At 72.6% G+C, this 16,451-nt stretch carries 16 protein-coding genes and 1 pseudogene; 10 read left to right on the top strand and 7 right to left on the bottom strand.

Features of this window, described 5'->3' with window-relative positions:
* Nucleotides 1-22: 22 nt before the first annotated feature.
* Nucleotides 23-415, top strand: coding sequence for a gamma-glutamylcyclotransferase family protein (locus tag E4198_RS01900; RefSeq protein WP_210732764.1), 393 nt, complete (start codon nucleotides 23-25; stop codon nucleotides 413-415).
* Nucleotides 416-830: 415 nt separating this feature from the next.
* On the opposite strand, the gene E4198_RS01895 is transcribed toward E4198_RS01900, so the two are convergent.
* From E4198_RS01895 to E4198_RS01885, 4 genes are all read right to left on the bottom strand, one after another.
* The gene (locus tag E4198_RS01895; RefSeq protein WP_136181583.1) at nucleotides 831-3,191 is read right to left on the bottom strand and encodes a Tex family protein; all 2,361 of its coding nucleotides are present in this window, start codon (nucleotides 3,189-3,191) and stop codon (nucleotides 831-833) included.
* Nucleotides 3,192-3,353: 162 nt separating this feature from the next.
* A complete protein-coding gene (locus tag E4198_RS25650) occupies nucleotides 3,354-3,476 on the bottom strand; it encodes an LPFR motif small protein (RefSeq protein WP_281727954.1) in 123 nt (40 codons plus the stop codon).
* Nucleotides 3,477-3,545: 69 nt separating this feature from the next.
* Nucleotides 3,546-4,412, bottom strand: coding sequence for a hypothetical protein (locus E4198_RS01890; protein WP_136181582.1), 867 nt, complete (start codon nucleotides 4,410-4,412; stop codon nucleotides 3,546-3,548).
* A gap of 63 nt (nucleotides 4,413-4,475) precedes the next feature.
* Entirely contained in the window at nucleotides 4,476-5,219 is a 744-nt protein-coding gene (locus E4198_RS01885; protein ID WP_136181581.1) for an enoyl-CoA hydratase/isomerase family protein, read from the bottom strand.
* 209 nt (nucleotides 5,220-5,428) lie between these two features.
* Here E4198_RS01885 and E4198_RS01880 point away from each other — a divergent pair, with 209 nt between their 5' ends.
* Nucleotides 5,429-5,938 carry an ATP-binding protein gene (locus E4198_RS01880; protein WP_136185127.1) on the top strand — a complete coding sequence of 170 codons (510 nt, stop codon included), beginning with the start codon at nucleotides 5,429-5,431 and terminating at the stop codon, nucleotides 5,936-5,938.
* 88 nt (nucleotides 5,939-6,026) lie between these two features.
* Here the strand turns inward: E4198_RS01880 and idi are convergent, their stop codons facing one another.
* The 3 genes from idi to galE form a co-directional block, all read right to left on the bottom strand.
* Nucleotides 6,027-6,587: an isopentenyl-diphosphate Delta-isomerase gene (gene idi / locus E4198_RS01875; RefSeq protein WP_136181580.1), complete on the bottom strand. Its 561-nt coding sequence runs from the start codon at nucleotides 6,585-6,587 to the stop codon at nucleotides 6,027-6,029.
* 50 nt (nucleotides 6,588-6,637) lie between these two features.
* Complete coding sequence (locus E4198_RS01870) at nucleotides 6,638-7,573, bottom strand: cation diffusion facilitator family transporter (RefSeq protein ID WP_136181579.1); 936 nt, start codon at nucleotides 7,571-7,573, stop codon at nucleotides 6,638-6,640.
* Between the two features lie 162 nt (nucleotides 7,574-7,735).
* On the bottom strand, nucleotides 7,736-8,719 hold the full coding sequence (gene galE, locus E4198_RS01865) for a UDP-glucose 4-epimerase GalE (RefSeq protein WP_136181578.1): 984 nt from the start codon (nucleotides 8,717-8,719) through the stop codon (nucleotides 7,736-7,738).
* A 264-nt stretch (nucleotides 8,720-8,983) separates the two neighbouring features.
* On the opposite strand from galE, the pseudogene E4198_RS25250 reads away from it, so the two are divergent.
* The 8 genes and pseudogenes from E4198_RS25250 to E4198_RS01825 form a co-directional block, all read left to right on the top strand.
* Nucleotides 8,984-9,268 (top strand): annotated as a pseudogene (locus E4198_RS25250) (CDP-alcohol phosphatidyltransferase family protein); the annotation flags it as partial.
* A 63-nt stretch (nucleotides 9,269-9,331) separates the two neighbouring features.
* A complete protein-coding gene (locus E4198_RS01855; protein WP_247597510.1) occupies nucleotides 9,332-11,143 on the top strand; it encodes a DUF5941 domain-containing protein in 1,812 nt (603 codons plus the stop codon).
* A complete protein-coding gene (locus E4198_RS01850; protein ID WP_136181577.1) occupies nucleotides 11,140-11,877 on the top strand; it encodes a phosphocholine cytidylyltransferase family protein in 738 nt (245 codons plus the stop codon). The genes E4198_RS01855 and E4198_RS01850 overlap by 4 nt, the downstream gene beginning before the upstream one ends.
* A complete protein-coding gene (locus E4198_RS01845; RefSeq protein WP_136181576.1) occupies nucleotides 11,865-12,926 on the top strand; it encodes an iron-containing alcohol dehydrogenase family protein in 1,062 nt (353 codons plus the stop codon). Before E4198_RS01850 ends, E4198_RS01845 begins: the two co-directional genes overlap by 13 nt.
* Nucleotides 12,904-13,683 (top strand): CDP-alcohol phosphatidyltransferase family protein, encoded by a 780-nt coding sequence (locus E4198_RS01840; RefSeq protein WP_078528223.1) that lies wholly within the window; start codon nucleotides 12,904-12,906, stop codon nucleotides 13,681-13,683. Before E4198_RS01845 ends, E4198_RS01840 begins: the two co-directional genes overlap by 23 nt.
* Before the next feature lie 56 nt (nucleotides 13,684-13,739).
* Nucleotides 13,740-14,585 carry a glycosyltransferase gene (locus E4198_RS01835; RefSeq protein ID WP_136185125.1) on the top strand — a complete coding sequence of 282 codons (846 nt, stop codon included), beginning with the start codon at nucleotides 13,740-13,742 and terminating at the stop codon, nucleotides 14,583-14,585.
* Nucleotides 14,586-14,651: 66 nt separating this feature from the next.
* Complete coding sequence (locus E4198_RS01830) at nucleotides 14,652-15,596, top strand: ABC transporter permease (RefSeq protein ID WP_136181575.1); 945 nt, start codon at nucleotides 14,652-14,654, stop codon at nucleotides 15,594-15,596.
* Entirely contained in the window at nucleotides 15,583-16,392 is an 810-nt protein-coding gene (locus tag E4198_RS01825) for an ABC transporter ATP-binding protein (protein WP_136181574.1), read from the top strand. The genes E4198_RS01830 and E4198_RS01825 overlap by 14 nt, the downstream gene beginning before the upstream one ends.
* The last annotated feature ends 59 nt before the right edge of the window (nucleotides 16,393-16,451 follow it).

The following is a 16,451-nucleotide window of genomic DNA, read 5'->3' as shown; positions in this document are numbered from 1 at the left end:
ACCAGGTACTACGCTCGGTTTTGTGGAATCCCGCCTTGCACACGAGGACATGCCGCTGTTCGTCTACGGAACGCTCTGCTTCGAGGAGGTGCTGGGGGCCCTGCTGGGGAGGGTTCCGTGCGCCGAGCCGGCCGCGCTGGCCGGCTGGCGGGCCGCGGCGCTGGCGCGGCGGCCCTACCCGGGGCTGGTGCCCGCGCCAGGCGGCCTCGCGCGGGGGTGCCTGCTGCGGGGGCTGACGCCCGAGGAGTGCGCCGTGCTCGACGCGTTCGAGGGGGCGGAGTACACGATGCGCGCCGTCGCGGTGGACGGGGGGCGTGCGGCCCGCACGTACGTGTGGTGCGGCGGCGACGTGCTCGCCGAGGACTGGGATGCGGAACGCTACGCGGAGCGCGTCATCGCGGCGTACGGCCGCTGAGTTCTGCCCCGCCCCAGTCCCAGCCCCAGCCCTCTGCCCCTGCCCCGCTCGGTGACGCGTCCGTCGGCGACGGCCGGGCGCAGCGGCGGGGCAGGGGGACCGTACCGGGTTCGTGCGTGAACGTGTCCATCACGAGCCATTCGTCCAGCTCGGGGTCGCAGAGGTTCTGCACGCCGAACTGCAGGACCCGCCAGAAGGTGCTCCGGTCCTTCTGGCCGACGTAGACGTCCCCGAGCGCCAGCGGGGAACCACAGGTGGTTCCCGGGTGGCGCCTCCGGCACCACGATCCCGACCCGCCAGTGGTGCACGTACCGGTCCGGCCGGTCCGGGCTCTGCCTCCCCCGTTCGGCGGGGTGAGGGACGCGGCCGGGGCCGTGCACGGGAGCGGTGCCCCCGTGCACGGCCCCGGCGCGCGCTAGCGGAGGCCCGCCCGGCGGAGCGCCTCGGCCATCTCGCTGTTGACCGGTGCGGGGCGCTGGTCGCGGTCCCGTCGGGGACGGCCGCCACTGCCCTGCCGCTGGCGCGGCGCGGAACCCTTGCGCCGGTCGCCCCCGCCCCGGCGCCCTTCGCCGCCCTTCGCCGAGCCCGCGACGGCCTCGTCCTCGAGCCGCAGCGTCAGCGAGATCCGCTTCCGCGGCACGTCAACGTCCAGCACCTTGACCTTCACGATGTCGCCGGGCTTGACCACGTCCCGCGGGTCCTTGACGAAGGAGCGGGACATGGCGGAGACGTGCACCAGACCGTCCTGGTGGACACCCACGTCGACGAAGGCGCCGAACGCCGCGACGTTGGTGACGACGCCCTCCAGCACCATGCCGCTGGCCAGGTCGCCGATCTTCTCCACGCCCTCCTTGAAGCTGGCGGTCCGGAAGGCGGGACGCGGGTCGCGGCCCGGCTTCTCCAGCTCCTTGAGGATGTCGGTCACCGTCGGCAGGCCGAACGCGTCGTCGACGAAGTCGGACGGCTTCAGCGCACGCAGCGCCGTCGCGTTGCCGATCAGGGACGGGACGTCGGTCCCGGCGGTCTTCACCATCGTGCGGACCAGCGGGTACGCCTCGGGGTGCACCGACGAGGCGTCCAGCGGGTCGTCGCCGCCGCGGATGCGGAGGAAGCCCGCGCACTGCTCGAACGCCTTCGGGCCCAGCCGCGCGACGTCCTTGAGGGCCTTGCGGTCGCGGAACGGGCCGTGGGCGTCCCGGTGGGCGACGATGTTCTCGGCGAGGCCGCCGCCGATGCCGGAGACCCGGGAGAGCAGCGGCGCGGAAGCGGTGTTCACGTCCACCCCGACGCCGTTCACGCAGTCCTCGACGACCGCGTCCAGCGAACGCGAGAGCTTCACCTCGGACAGATCGTGCTGGTACTGGCCCACTCCGATCGACTTGGGGTCGATCTTCACGAGTTCGGCCAGCGGGTCCTGGAGGCGCCGGGCGATGGAGACGGCGCCGCGCAGCGAGACGTCCAGCTCCGGCAGCTCCTGCGAGGCGTAGGCGGAGGCGGAGTACACCGACGCGCCGGCTTCGGAGACCATCACCTTGGTCAGCTTCAGCTCCGGCCGCCCGGTGAGGAGTTCGCCGGCCAGCTTGTCCGTCTCGCGGGAGGCGGTGCCGTTGCCGATGGCGATCAGGTCGACGTCGTGCCGCTCCGCCAGCGCCGACAGCCGCTCCAGGGCCTCGTCCCACTTCTTCTGCGGGGCGTGCGGGTAGATCGTGTCGGTGGCGGCGACCTTGCCGGTGGCGTCGACCACGGCGACCTTCACACCTGTACGCAGCCCCGGGTCCAGTCCCATCGTGGCGCGGGTGCCGGCCGGGGCGGCCAGCAGCAGGTCGCGCAGGTTGGCGGCGAAGACCCGCACGGCCTCGTCCTCGGCGGCCGTGCGCAGCCGCAGCCGCAGGTCGATGCCGAGGTGCACCTGGATGCGGGTGCGCCAGGCCCAGCGGACGGTGTCGGCCAGCCAGCCGTCGGCGGGACGGCCCTGGTCGCGGATGCCGAAGCGGTTCGCGATGCTGCGCTCATACGCACCCGGGGTGCCGTCGGCGGGCGCGTCCGCGGGGTTCTCGGGCTGGAGCGCGAGGTCGAGGACCTCCTCCTTCTCGCCGCGCAGCAGTGCCAGTACCCGGTGGGAGGGCAGCTCGGTGAAGTCCTCGGCGAAGTCGAAGTAGTCCTTGAACTTGGCGCCCTGCTCCTCCTTGCCCTCGCGGACGGAGGAGGCGACGCGGCCCTTCTCCCACATGCGTTCGCGTAGTTCGCCGATCAGGTCGGCGTCCTCGCTGAAGCGTTCGGTGAGGATCGCGCGGGCGCCCTCCAGCGCGGCCCCGGCGTCGCCGACGCCCTTCTCGGCGTCCACGAACGCGGCGGCCGCCGCCTGCGGTTCGGTCGAGGGGTCGTTCAGCAGCCCGTCGGCGAGCGGTTCGAGGCCGGCCTCGCGCGCGATCTGCGCCTTGGTCCGGCGCTTGGGCTTGAACGGAAGGTAGATGTCCTCCAAGCGGGCCTTGGACTCGGCCGCCCGGATGCGGGCCTCCAGGGCGTCGTCGAGCTTGCCCTGCGACCGCACGGACTCCAGGATCGCCGCCCGCCGCTCCTCGAGCTCACGCAGGTACCGGAGCCGCTCCTCGAGGGCGCGCAACTGCGCGTCGTCGAGCATTTCGGTGGCTTCCTTGCGGTACCGGGCGATGAAGGGCACCGTCGAACCGCCGTCGAGCAGCTCGACCGCGGCCTTCACCTGCCGCTCCCGTACGCCGAGCTCCTCGGCGATCCTGCCTTCGATGGTGGTCGTCACGTTGATCCGTTCCGCCGTCCCGTTGCTGTTCCCCGCCCGGGGGTTGTCCCGGGTGAGGTACGCATTCTGGCAGGTGCCGCGGCCGGGACGGCGGCCGGACGCGCGCGGACCGCCGGACCGGTACGGGGCCGGTACCGGCGGTCCGCGCGGCGCGGGGGATTCTCAGACCCGGCGGCCACCGCGGGACATGCCGCCGAACAGCCGCGCCACCGCGCGGAAGGGAAGGGTCACGACCGTGGCGATGGCGCCGCCGATCATGCGGAAGATGTCAGCTATTGCACGCATGGCTGTCGGGTCCCCGTCTCGTGCCGGGCCAAACAACGGAGGCCGCGCCGCACCCCGTCGGGCGGCGGGTCAGCCCTTGCCGAACACCTCGCCGGGGAACGCCCCGTTGCCGAGGGCGGTGGCCGTGAAGCCGCCGGCGAGTTCGGTGAGACGGGCGGTGCCCTCGGCGCCCAGCGCGGCGTACGGGCGTCCGTCCAGCCGGTCGGTCTCCGTCTCCAGCAGCTTGCGCAGCGTCAGTCCGGACTCGGTGAGGTCACCCGCCTCGTCGAGGAGCCCGCGGACGCGCAGACGGTCCTGGGCGCCGTGCCAGTCCTGCTCGTTGTAGCCGCGGGTGGTCAGCAGGAACGACGGCACCATGCCCCGTCCGGACGCGGAATGGCTGACCAGGGCTTCCAGCGGGTCGAGTTCGGCGTGCTGGAGCACGGCGACGTGCGCGTCGCCGCGGTGCTCGCGCAGCAGCGTGGCGGCGTGCCAGAGCGCCAGGTGGGCGTCGTCGGGAACGGGCAGGTCGGCGTGCGCGGCGTACAGCGGCCGCCCGGGGCGGGTGCAGCCCTCGGCGGCGCGCAGCGCCAGGTCCGCGGCCTCGCGCATCTGCGGCGAGGCGACGGCGTCGTCGCCCAGCAGCCGCCGCAGCATGGCGTCCACCGCACGCATCCGGGCGGCCAGCACGGTCGACGGTGAGGCGAAGTCCCACACTTCGGGCAGGAAGCGGGAGATCAGGTGGTGGCTGAAGTTGTAGAAGGCGGCCGTCACCGTTCCGGCGGAGACCGCGCCCATGGCGGCGGCGCGTCCGGCGAAGTAGACCGCGCTGGGGTCCTCGATGCCGTACGGCGCCAGCTCCTTGGCCAGATCGGGGGCGAAGTAGACGGCGGAGTGCAACGGGTTCAGCGCGTTGTGGCAGTGGCGGCCGGCTCGGTCGTCGGGTGTCGTCGTCATGCCCGCACGTTACCGATTGGTAATCCCTGGGGGGAAGGGCCGTCCCCCCGAGAACACGCGAGGTCACGTGCTCCAGGTGAAGCGCGGTTCACGGCGCTCCAGGAAGGCGGCGACCCCCTCGGCCGACTCGTCGCTCGTCGCCGCCTCGCGCGACCAGTGGGCGACCCGTTCCCGGCCGACGTGCCCCTCGGCGAACTCCTTGGCGGCGGTCTGGGTCAGCTGGGAGCGGGAGACGAGCAGGCGGGTGTACGCGGTGGTGCGGGTGTCGAGGCCGTCGCCCGGATGCACCTCGTCGACCAGGCCGCAGCGCAGCGCCCGTTCGGCGCCGATCAGCTCGGCGGAGAACAGCAGGTGCTTCGCGGTGGACGGTCCCACCAGGCGGACCAGCCGCTGCGTGGCCGAGGCGGGGTAGACGATGCCCAGCCGTGCCGGGGTGATGCCGAAGAGCGCGTCCGCGGCGGCGAACCGCAGGTCGCAGGCGGCGGCGAGCTGTGCCCCGCCGCCCACGCAGTGACCGCGGACCACGGCGAGGGTCGGCTTGGGGAACGCGGCCAGCGCCTCCTCCGCGGCGAGGGCGAGGTTCCTGCCCTCGTCGGCGGACGTGCGGAGCGTACCGATGTCCGCCCCGGCGCAGAAGGTGCCGTGCGCGCCGGTCAGCACCATCACGCGTACGGCGGCGTCGGCCGCCAGCCGGTCCAGGAGCGGCGGCAGCGCGCGCCACATGGCGGGCGTCATCGCGTTCCGTTTGGCCGGGTGGTCGATGGTGACGGTCGCGACGCCCTCGGCGCACGCGGTGGCCAGCTGCATGAGTCCGATCGTATCCGCCGGGCTGTCAGACATCGTCCGGGCACTGGCGCATTTCCGGTCACGGAAGGCCATGAATCGAAGGTCGAGTGGCACATGTCGTCGATAGGTGACGACTTGCGGTCAGCCGGTCGGTTCGGGGGTGTGAGCTATCAACACTCGATGCAAGAACAGATGCAAGAACACAGCGTGGAGGGAGCGGGGTGCGGCAGATGGACATCCGCGGGAGTGAGCCGCCGGCGGCCGGTGGCGGTGCCCCGGTGGCGACACCGGTGCAGGAGTGCGCCCGGCCGGCGAGCTACGAGGGCACCTGGCGCCTCACCGCTCCCGCGCTCGACTCGTCCGTGCCGCAGCTGCGGCACGCCGTACGTGACCTGGTGCGCCGGCAGCGCGCGCCGGTCACCGACGACATGCTGCAGGGGCTGCTGCTCATCCTCTCCGAGCTGGTCACCAACTCGGTGCGGCACGCGGCGCTGCTCTCCCCGGAGATCGGCGTCGAGGTGTCGCTGGGCTCGGGCTGGGTCCGGATCGCCGTGGAGGACGCACACCCGTACCGGCCCAAGGCGCTGGAGGCCGACCCGGACCAGCAGCACACCGGCGGTCGCGGCCTGCTTCTGGTGAAGACGATCACCGCCGAGGCGGGCGGCCTGTGCGACGTGGAACAGACCGGGGCGGGCGGCAAGGTCGTCTGGGCGGCGTTCCCGCTCCCGCCCGGGGCCTGACCGCCGGGCCCCAGCCCCGGGGCCCGGCGGTCAGGCCCCGCGCGGGAGGCACGCGCCCGCCGGGTGGCGGGCGCGTGCGCGGCCGGGGCTACCAGCCTGCCGCGCCGCCCGTCACCTCGCGGATCGCCGGCCGCGCGGCGTCCAGCACGGTCATGAACCACGCGGAGAAGGTGTCCTCCGCGTGCCGCTTCTCCAGCTCCGCCGGCGTCACGAACGCCGTCTCCGCGATCTCCTCCGCGTCCGGACGCAACCGGTCCCGCACCACCCCGGCGAACAGGTGGTTGAACTCCTTCTCCACCAGCCCCGACGCCGGGTCCGGGTGGTGGTAACGGACCGTGCCGGCCTCCCGCATCGAGAACGGCGCCACGCCCAGTTCCTCGCCCACCCGCCGGGCCGCCGCCGCGAACGGCGGCTCACCCGGATAGGGATGGCCGCAGCAGGTGTTGGACCAGACGCCGGGGGAGTGGTACTTGCCCAGCGCGCGCCGCTGGAGCAGCAGCCGGCCGGTGTCGTCGAGGAGGAAGACGGAGAACGCCCGGTGCAGCCTGCCCGGCGGCACGTGAGCGGAGAGCTTCTCCGCGGTTCCGGTCGTCGCGCCGTCCTCGTCGACCAGTTCGAGCAGAATGGGTGCCGCTGGGCTGTTCGCCATGTTCGTCCTTCTCCAGGTGGTATCCGGCTGCTCGCCCAGTGTGCCGCACCTCAGTGGCACAGCCGCGCTTCGTGCGCCGCATGTCCGTGCGGCTCGAGCTGGAACGTGCAGTGCTCGACGTCGAAGTGCGCCCCCAGGCAGCCCTGCAACTCGTGCAGGACGCGTTCGTGGCCCATCGCGTCCAGCACTTCCTGGCTGACCACGACGTGCGCCGACAGGACGGGCATGCCCGAGGTGATCGTCCACACGTGCAGGTCGTGCAGGTCCTCCACGCCCGGCACCGCCAGGATGTGTGCCCGCACCTCGGCCAGATCCACGTCCTTCGGCGCGGCCTCCAGCAGCACGTCCAGGGCCTCCCGCGCCAGCCGCACCGTCCGCGGGACGATCATCAGCCCGATCAGCAGCGAGGCGATCGGGTCGGCCGCCTCCCAGCCGGTCAGCATCACGGCCACCGCCGAGACGATCACCGCCAGCGAGCCGAGGGCGTCCGCCAGGACCTCCAGGAACGCGCCGCGCACGTTCAGGCTCTCCCGCTGCCCGCGCAGCAGTAGCGCCAGCGACACGCTGTTCGCCACCAGGCCGACCATGCCGAAGACCAGGGTGAGTCCGCCGTCCGTCCCGGCCGGGGTGAGGAAGCGCTGCACCGCCTCGTACAGGATGTAGCCGCCCACGCCGAGCAGCAGCACGCAGTTGGCCAGCGCGGCGAGGATCTCGGCCCGCGCGAAGCCGTAGGTGCGCCGCTCGCTGCTCGGACGGTTCGCGAAGTGGATCGCGAGCAGCGCCATGCCCAGGCCCAGTGCGTCCGTGGCCATGTGGCCCGCGTCCGCCAGCAGGGCGAGTGAGTCGGCGAGGAGGCCGCCGGCGACCTGCACCGCCGCCATGGTCAGGGTGATGCCCAGGGCGATGCGCAGCCGGGTGCGGTGCGCCGCCGAAACGGTGCCTCCCGAGCCCGCCCCGAGCCCGCCGTGATCGTGCCCCGCACCCATGCGCCGCCTCCGTCGCTCGACTCGGAATGTCTGCAGGCGGTCCCCAGTGAACTACGGGCGGGGGGTAGGGGCAACGCGACGCTGAACACCGTTGTCATGTGCTCTGACCTGGCGTTTTCTTCCGTACTCTGGTCTGCCGGAGCAGATCCCCGGGGAGCGCGGTCAGGGGTGGCGCAGGCGCCATCCCTCCCATGCGGAGACGATCATGTCGCGCACGTCGTGCCGGGGCTTCCAGCCCAGCTCCCGCCGGATCAGCTCTGCCGAGGCGACCACGCGAGCCGGGTCGCCCGGACGGCGTGCGACCACCTGCGGGGCCGGCTCGCGCAGACCCGTGACGTCGGCCACCAGGCCGGCGATCTCCTGGACCGAGACACCCGCGCCGGTGCCGATGTTCACGGTCAGATCCTCCGCGCCGGCACCCGCCTCGCCCGCCGCCGCCACGTGCCGGGCGGCGACGACGTGCGCGTCCGCCAGGTCGGCGACGTGCACGTAGTCGCGGACGCAGGTGCCGTCCGGCGTCGGGTAGTCGTCGCCGAAGACCCGGGGCGCCTCGCCGCGGGTGAGGGCCTCGAAGAACATCGGGATGACGTTGCTCACGCCCACGTCCGACAGCTCCGGTGCGGCGGCTCCGGCGACGTTGAAGTAGCGCAGGCACGCCGTCGCGAGCCCGTGCCGGCGGCCCGTGGCGCGTACCAGCCACTCACCGGCCAGCTTGGTCTCCCCGTACGGGTTCATCGGCACGCACGGGGTGTCCTCCGTGACCAGGTCCACGTCCGGCATGCCGTACACCGCTGCCGAGGAGGAGTACACGAACCGGTCCACCCCCGCGGCGACGACCGCCTCCAGCAGCACCGTCAGCCCGTGCAGGTTCTCCCGGTAGTACCGCAGGGGCTGCTCGACCGACTCGCCGACCTGCTTGCGCGCCGCCAGGTGGACCACGCCCCGCACATCGTGGCCGGCGAGCGTCCGGTCCAGCAGGTCCCGGTCCAGGACGGAGCCCTCGATGACCGTAACCTCCGCGGGAAGCCGCTCGGGCAGCCCGCTGGAGAGGTCGTCGAGCACGACGACCCGCTCGCCGGCGGCGCCCAGCGCACGGACGACGTGCGCGCCGATGTAACCCGCGCCACCTGTGATCAACCACGTCATGGCGGCACCCTATCCGCCGGACCGGGCCGGAACCGCCGGGCGCCCCCGCGTCGTCCCTGGTCCGTGGCGCCCCGTCCGGCGCCCGGGCCCTTCCGCCCGGCGCGCGGTGTCCGGCGAACGCGCGATGAACGGCGCACGTCGTTGATCCGATAGCCTCATGGCCGATGCCGCCCCGCCGTGTCCCCGGTGCGGGCGTGCCCTGCCGCTGCCCGGCCGCCCGACGCCCGGCACGGCGACCTGCCGCACGTCAAGGAGTGAGTTCCGCTGCCGACCGCCATCCTCACCGGTCCACCGGTCGACGGGTCGTCACTCGAGGACGGCCTGCGGACGCTGGGCTTCGACGTCCGCACGGCCGCCGACGCCGCCGCCGCCGCGGCCGAGGTCCGGCGGGTCCCGGCCGGTGAGCGCGTCGCGCTGGTCGACGCCCGGTTCGTCGGCCACCTGCAGAGCCTCCGGCTCGCCCTGACCGACCCCCGCTTCCCCGCCGCCGCGGTGCCCGGTGCCCTGACGGCCCAGCCACAGGCCCGGCCGGCACTGCTCCGTGCGCTGGACGGACAGGCCGTGCCCGCGCCCGGGGGCGCGCGGCACGATGGCCTGACCGCCGCCGGCACCGTGGGGACGCCGCACACCGACGGTCTCGCGTCCGCCGGTGCCGGTACGCGCACCGGCACCCTCGACGGCCCCCGTCCGGCCGCGGACGGGGGCCCCGCGATCCCCGCACAGCCAGGAGAAGGACGCGGCCGCGTCCCGGGCCTCGCCGACGGCGCGGACGCCGACGGCGCACCCGCACCCTCCGCCTCTCCGGGCGCGACCGAGCGCGGCATCGGAGCCTCGGAGACGGACGCCCCCGTGGACGACCTGCTCGCGGACGAAGGGGCCGGTGCGGCGCCGTCCCGCGCCGCGTCCCCACCCGCCGAACCCGGCACCGACACCCTCCCGGACGCCCTCGCCGCGGCCCTGGACGCCGGAGGCGCCGCCGTGCAGCGCCCGGCGCTCGGCGTCCTCGTCGCGGAGGTGCCCGACGGGCCGGACGCCCGCCGGGCAGCCGAGGAGGCGGTGGCCGGCGTCGATGAGGAGGCCGTACGGCTGCGGGGCGCGGTGAAGCCGCGAGACGGCTTCTTCACCACGTTTGCGATCAGCCCGTACTCCCGCTACCTGGCACGCTGGTGCGCCCGTCGCGGGCTGACGCCCAACCAGGTCACCACCGCGTCCCTCGTCACCGCCCTGATCGCCGCCGCCTGCGCCGCCACCGGCACCCGCGCCGGGTTCGCCGCGGCCGGGGTGCTGCTGCTCGGTTCGTTCGTACTGGACTGCACCGACGGCCAGCTCGCCCGCTACTCCCTGCAGTACTCCACCCTCGGTGCCTGGCTCGACGCCACCTTCGACCGGGCCAAGGAGTACGCCTACTACGCGGGTCTGGCGCTGGGCGCGGCGCGCGGCGGCGACGACGTGTGGGCGCTCGCGCTGGGGGCCATGGTGCTCCAGACCGTGCGCCACGTCGTGGACTTCTCCTTCACCGAGGCCAACCACGACGCCGCCGCCAACACCAGCCCCACCGCCGCCCTTTCCGGACGCCTGGACCGGGTCGGCTGGACGGTCTGGGCGCGCCGCATGATCGTGCTGCCCATCGGTGAACGCTGGGCGCTGATCGCCGTCCTCACCGCCTTCACCTCGCCGCGCGTGACGCTGACCGTGCTGCTCGCGGGCTGTGCACTGGCAGCCTGCTACACCACCGGCGGGCGCGTACTGCGCTCGGTCACCCGGCGGGCACACCGCACCGACCGCGCGGCCCGCGCGCTGGCCGACCTCGCCGACACCGGTCCGTTGTCCGGGGCCGTCGCCCGCCTGGCCGGCGCCGGTGCCGTGCGCGGTCCGCTGGCGCCGGCGCTCGCCGCGCTGGGCGCCGCGACGGTGACCGGCGCCGCGTTGCGGGCCCCCCTCGGCAGCTGGTGGCCGGTGCTCGCGGCCGCCGGATACGTCGTGCTCGCCGGGCTCGCCGTCGCCGCCCCGCTCAAGGGCGCGCTCGACTGGCTGGTCCCGCCGCTGCTGCGGACCGCCGAATACGCCACCGTGCTCGTGCTCGCCGCCCGGTCCGAGGTGAACGGCGCCCTGCCCGCCGCTTTCGGACTGGTGTCCGCGGTCGCCTACCATCACTACGACACGGTGTACCGCATCCGCGGCGGCACCGGGGCGCCACCGGCCTGGCTGGTGCGCGCGACAGGGGGGCACGAGGGGAGGACGTCGGCGGTCACGGTCGCCGCCGCGCTGCTCCTCGGGGGAACGGGCCAAGGCTTCACACTCGCGCTGACCGCGCTCGCCGTGGTCATCGCCGTGGCGGTGCTCGTCGAGAGCGTCCGCTTCTGGGTGTCCGCCTCTGCGGGCGGAGCACCCGCCGTACACGACGAAACAGGAGAACCCGCATGATCGGCCTCGTGCTGGCCGCCGGCGCCGGAAGGCGTCTGCGCCCCTACACCGACACCCTGCCGAAGGCCCTGGTGCCGGTCGACGGCGACACCACCATCCTCGACCTGACCCTCGGCAACTTCGCCGAGATCGGCCTGACCGAGGTGGCGATCATCGTGGGCTACCGCAAGGAGGCGGTGTACGAGCGCAAGGATGCCCTGGAGCAGAAGTACGGCCTCACGCTCACCCTCATCGACAACGACAAGGCCGAGGAGTGGAACAACGCCTACTCCCTGTGGTGCGGGCGTGACGCCATCAAGCACGACGTGATCCTCGCCAACGGCGACACCGTGCACCCGGTCTCCGTCGAGAAGACCCTGCTCGCCGCGCGCGGCGACGGCCAGAAGATCATCCTCGCCCTCGACACGGTGAAGCAGCTCGCCGAGGAGGAGATGAAGGTCGTCGTCGACCCCGCCAAGGGCGTCCAGAAGATCACCAAGCTGATGGACCCGTCCGAGGCCACTGGCGAGTACATCGGCGTCACCCTCATCGAGGGCTCCGCGGCCGACGAGCTGGCCGACGCCCTGAAGACCACCTTCGAGCGTGACCCCGACCTCTACTACGAGGACGGCTACCAGGAGCTGGTCAACCGCGGCTTCAAGGTCGACGTGGCCCCCATCGGCGACGTGGCCTGGGTCGAGATCGACAACCACGACGACCTCGCCAAGGGCCGGGAGATCGCATGCCGGTACTGACGAGGCTCATCCCCTCGCCAGTCGTCGTCGACATCCGGGCCGGCGCGCTGGACGACCTGGCCGACGTCCTCGCCGACCGGCGGATCTCCGCCATCGGCAAGCTGGCCGTCGCCATCAGCGGCGGTTCCGGGGCCAAGCTGCGCGAGCGGCTGGCACCGGCCCTGCCGGGCGCCACCTGGTACGAGGTGGGCGGCGGCACGCTGGACGACGCGATCAAGCTGGCGGAGGCCATGAAGTCCGGCCACTACGACGCGGTGGTCGGCCTGGGCGGCGGGAAGATCATCGACTGTGCGAAGTTCGCGGCGGCCCGCATCGGCCTGCCGCTCGTCGCGGTCGCCACCAACCTGGCCCACGACGGCCTGTGCTCGCCCGTGGCCACCCTCGACAACGACGCGGGCCGCGGCTCGTACGGCGTGCCCAACCCGATCGCGGTCGTCATCGACCTCGACGTGGTACGCGAGGCGCCCGTGCGGTTCGTGCGCTCCGGCATCGGCGACGCGGTGTCCAACATCTCCTGCATCGCCGACTGGGAGCTGGCCAACCGGGAGACCGGCGAGTCCATCGACGGCCTCGCGGCCGCCATGGCTCGCCAGGCCGGCGAGGCCGTGCTGCGGCACCCCGGCGGTGTGGGCGACGACGACTTCCTCCAGGTGCTCGCCGAGGGCCTGGTGCTCACCGGGATCTCCATGTCGGTCGCGGGCGACAGCCGTCCCGCGTCCGGCGCCTGCCACGAGATCAACCACGCGTTCGACCTCCTCTACCCCAAGCGCGCGGCCAGCCACGGCGAACAGGTCGGCCTGGGCGCGGCGTTCGCCATGCACCTGCGCGGCGCCGAGGAGGACTCCGCGCACATGGCCGAGGTGCTGCGCCGGCACGGCCTGCCGGTGCTGCCGGAGGAGATCGGCTTCAGCGTCGAGGAGTTCGTCCGGGCGGTCGAGTTCGCACCGCAGACCCGTCCGGGCCGCTACACCATCCTCGAGCACCTCGACCTGTCCACCGACCAGATCAAGGACGCGTACGCCGACTATGCCAAGGCCATCGGTAGCTGAACTCCGCCCGGTCGTGCACCCCGAGGGGGTGAAGGACCGGCGCAGCGGTGAGCACTGGGCGGGACGCCTCTACATGCGCGAGGTGTCCCTCCGCGTCGACCGGCACCTGGTCAACACGCGGGTCACGCCCAACCAGCTCACCTACCTGATGACGCTCGCCGGTGTCCTCGCCGCCCCGGCCCTGCTGGTCCCCGGCATAGCCGGGGCGGTGCTGGGCGTGGTGATGGTCCAGCTGTACCTGCTGCTCGACTGCGTGGACGGCGAGATCGCCCGCTGGAAGAAGCAGTACTCGCTCGGCGGCGTCTACCTGGACCGGGTCGGCGCCTACCTCTGCGACGCCGCGGTGCTCGTCGGACTCGGCCTGCGCGCCGCCGACCTGTGGGGCGAGGGCCGGGCCGAGTGGCTGTGGGCGTTCCTCGGCACGCTCGCCGCGCTCGGCGCCGTCCTGATCAAGGCGGAGACCGATCTCGTCGGCGTCGCCCGGCACCAGGCCGGGATGCCGCCGGTGCAGGAGGCGGCGTCCGAGCCGCGGTCGTCCGGCCTGGCACTGGCCCGCAAGGCGGCGGCGGCGCTGAAGTTCCACCGGCTGATCCTCGGCATCGAGGCGTCCCTGCTCATCCTGCTGGTGGCCGTGCTGGACGCCGTGCGCGGCGACCTGTACTTCACCCGGCTCGCGGTGGCGGTGCTGGCGGGCATCGCCCTCCTCCAGACGGTGCTCCACCTGGTGTCCGTCCTCGTCTCGAGCAGGCTCAAGTGAGCGCGCGCGAGAAGGCCCCGGCGGCCGGTGTGACCGTCGGGGCGGTCGTCATCACCATGGGCAACCGCCCCGACGAGCTGCGCGCTCTCCTCGACTCGGTCGCCGCGCAGGAGGGCGCCCCGGTCGAGATCGCGGTGGTCGGTAACGGGGCGCCGCTGCCCGCGTTGCCGGCGGGTGTACGGACGGTCGAGGTTCCGGAAAATCTCGGCATCCCCGGCGGCCGCAACGTCGGCATCGAGGTGTTCGGCCCCGGAGGCCGGGACGTCGACGTGCTGCTGTTCCTGGACGACGACGGTCTGCTCCCCCGCAAGGACACCGCCCAGCTGTGCCGGGAGGCGTTCGCCGCCGACCCGGAGCTGGGCATCGTCAGCTTCCGCATCGCCGACCCGGAGACCGACGTCACCCAGCGCCGCCACGTCCCCCGGCTGCGCGCGTCGGACCCGCTGCGGCCGTCCCGCGTCACCACCTTCCTGGGCGGCGCCAACGCCGTCCGGACCGCCGTGTTCCAGCAGGTGGGCGGCCTGCCGGACGCCTTCTTCTACGCCCACGAGGAGACCGATCTCGCCTGGCGGGCGCAGGACGCGGGCTGGGCCATCGACTACCGGCCGGACATGGTGCTGCACCACCCGACGACGCTGCCCAGTCGGCACGCCGTCTACCACCGCATGGTGGCCCGCAACCGCGTGTGGCTGGCCCGCCGCAATCTCCCCGCCCCGCTGGTGCCCGTCTACCTGGGCGTATGGCTGCTGCTGACGCTGGCCAGACGCCCGTCGCGGCCGGCGCTCAGGGCGTGGCTGGGCGGGTTCAAGGAGGGCTGGACCACCCCGTGCGGGCCGCGCAGGCCCATGAAATGGCGCACCGTGTGGCGCATGACGCGACTGGGCCGACCGCCGGTCATCTGACAAGCTCGGATCTGAGAACATCGGGTCTTCCGAGTCACTGGACAGTGTGAGGACGAAAGTTTCAACGTGAGCGAGACAACGCACGACGGTGCGGTCGCCGTGAACCCCCCGCCATCACCGGACGACGGCCTGTCCCCGGCCGAGCTGGCGGCGAAGTACGGCCTGACGGTCAGCGGCAAGCGGCCCTCCCTGCCGGAGTACGTCCGGCAGCTCTGGGCCCGGCGCCACTTCATCCTCACCTTCTCCCGCGCGAAACTGCACGCGCAGTACAGCCAGGCCAAGCTCGGCCAGCTCTGGCAGGTCACGACGCCCCTGCTGAACGCGGGTGTGTACTTCCTGATCTTCGGGTTGCTGCTCGGTGGCCGGGAGGGAGTGCCGGGCGGCGAGCACAACTACGTGCCGTTCCTCGTCACGGGCGTCTTCGTTTTCACCTTCACGCAGACCTCGGTGCTGAGCGGCGTACGGTCGATCGCCAATAATCTGGGTCTGGTCAGAGCCCTGCACTTTCCACGCGCAGCCCTGCCCATCTCGTTCTCGCTGCAGCAGCTTCAGCAGTTGCTCTACTCGATGATCGTGCTGGGAGTGATCCTGGTCGCCTTCGGTGAGTTCCCCGACTGGTCGTGGTTCTTCATCGTGCCGGTGCTCGTGATGCAGCTCATGTTCAACACCGGGCTCGCCCTGGTCTTCGCAAGGCTCGGCAGCAACACACCCGACCTGGCTCAGCTCATGCCGTTCGTGCTCAGGACGTGGATGTACGCCTCCGGGGTTCTGTTTCCCCTGCATCACATGGTGACGGAGCGCGCGGACGGACCCGAGTGGCTTGCTCAGGTGCTTCAGTACAACCCTGCAGCCCTCTACATGGATCTGATGCGCCGTGCTCTGATCGACGACTACACGATGGCGTACGTGGCGCCGTGGGGCTGGCTTGCCGCCCTGGGCTGGGCGCTGCTGATCGGCGCCTTCGGATTTGTGTTCTTCTGGAAGGCGGAGGAGCGTTATGGCCGTGGCTGAGAAGTCCAGGGAGACGGAATCGTCGGCCCCCGCGCAGTCGCGGGTGCCGACCGTCATCGCCGAAGACCTGCACATCGTCTACCGGGTCAACGGTGCCTCCAAGGGCAAGGGCAGCGCCACCGCGGCGCTGAGCAGGATGCTGCGGCGCGACCCCGACCGGGGGGTCCGCAGGGTGCACGCCGTGCGCGGCGTCAGCTTCACCGCGTACCACGGCGAGGCCATCGGTCTCATCGGCTCCAACGGATCGGGCAAGTCCACCCTGCTCAAGGCCATCGCCGGCCTGATCCCCGCCGAGAGCGGCACGGTCTACAGCGACGGCCAGCCTTCGCTCATCGGCGTGAACGCCGCACTGATGAACGACCTCACCGGCGAGCGGAACGTCATACTCGGCGGGCTCGCGATGGGCATGACCCGCGAGCAGATCCGGGAGCGCTACCAGAGCATCGTCGACTTCTCGGGCATCAACGAGAAGGGCGACTTCATCACGCTGCCGATGCGCACCTACTCCTCCGGCATGTCGGCCCGGCTGCGGTTCTCCATCGCCGCGGCCAAGGAGCACGAGGTGCTGATGATCGACGAAGCGCTGGCCACCGGCGATCCGCGCTTCCGCAAGCGGTCCGAGCGCCGCATCGCGGAGATGCGGAAGAAGGCGGGGACCGTCTTCCTGGTCAGCCACAACAACAAGTCCATCCGGAGCACCTGCGACCGGGTGCTCTGGCTGGAGCACGGCGAGCTGCGGATGGACGGCCCGACCGAGGAAGTCCTCGAGGCGTACCAGGAGTTCAACGGCAAGTAGCCGCACACCCGTCGGGCCCGCGCCCTCCGGTCCTCCGGAGGGCGCGGGCCCGACGCGTG

It is taken from the genome of Streptomyces sp. RKND-216, assembly GCF_004795255.1.
Classification (GTDB): Bacteria; Actinomycetota; Actinomycetes; order Streptomycetales; family Streptomycetaceae; genus Streptomyces; species Streptomyces hazeniae.
This window is presented reverse-complemented; position numbering and strand designations above follow the sequence as displayed.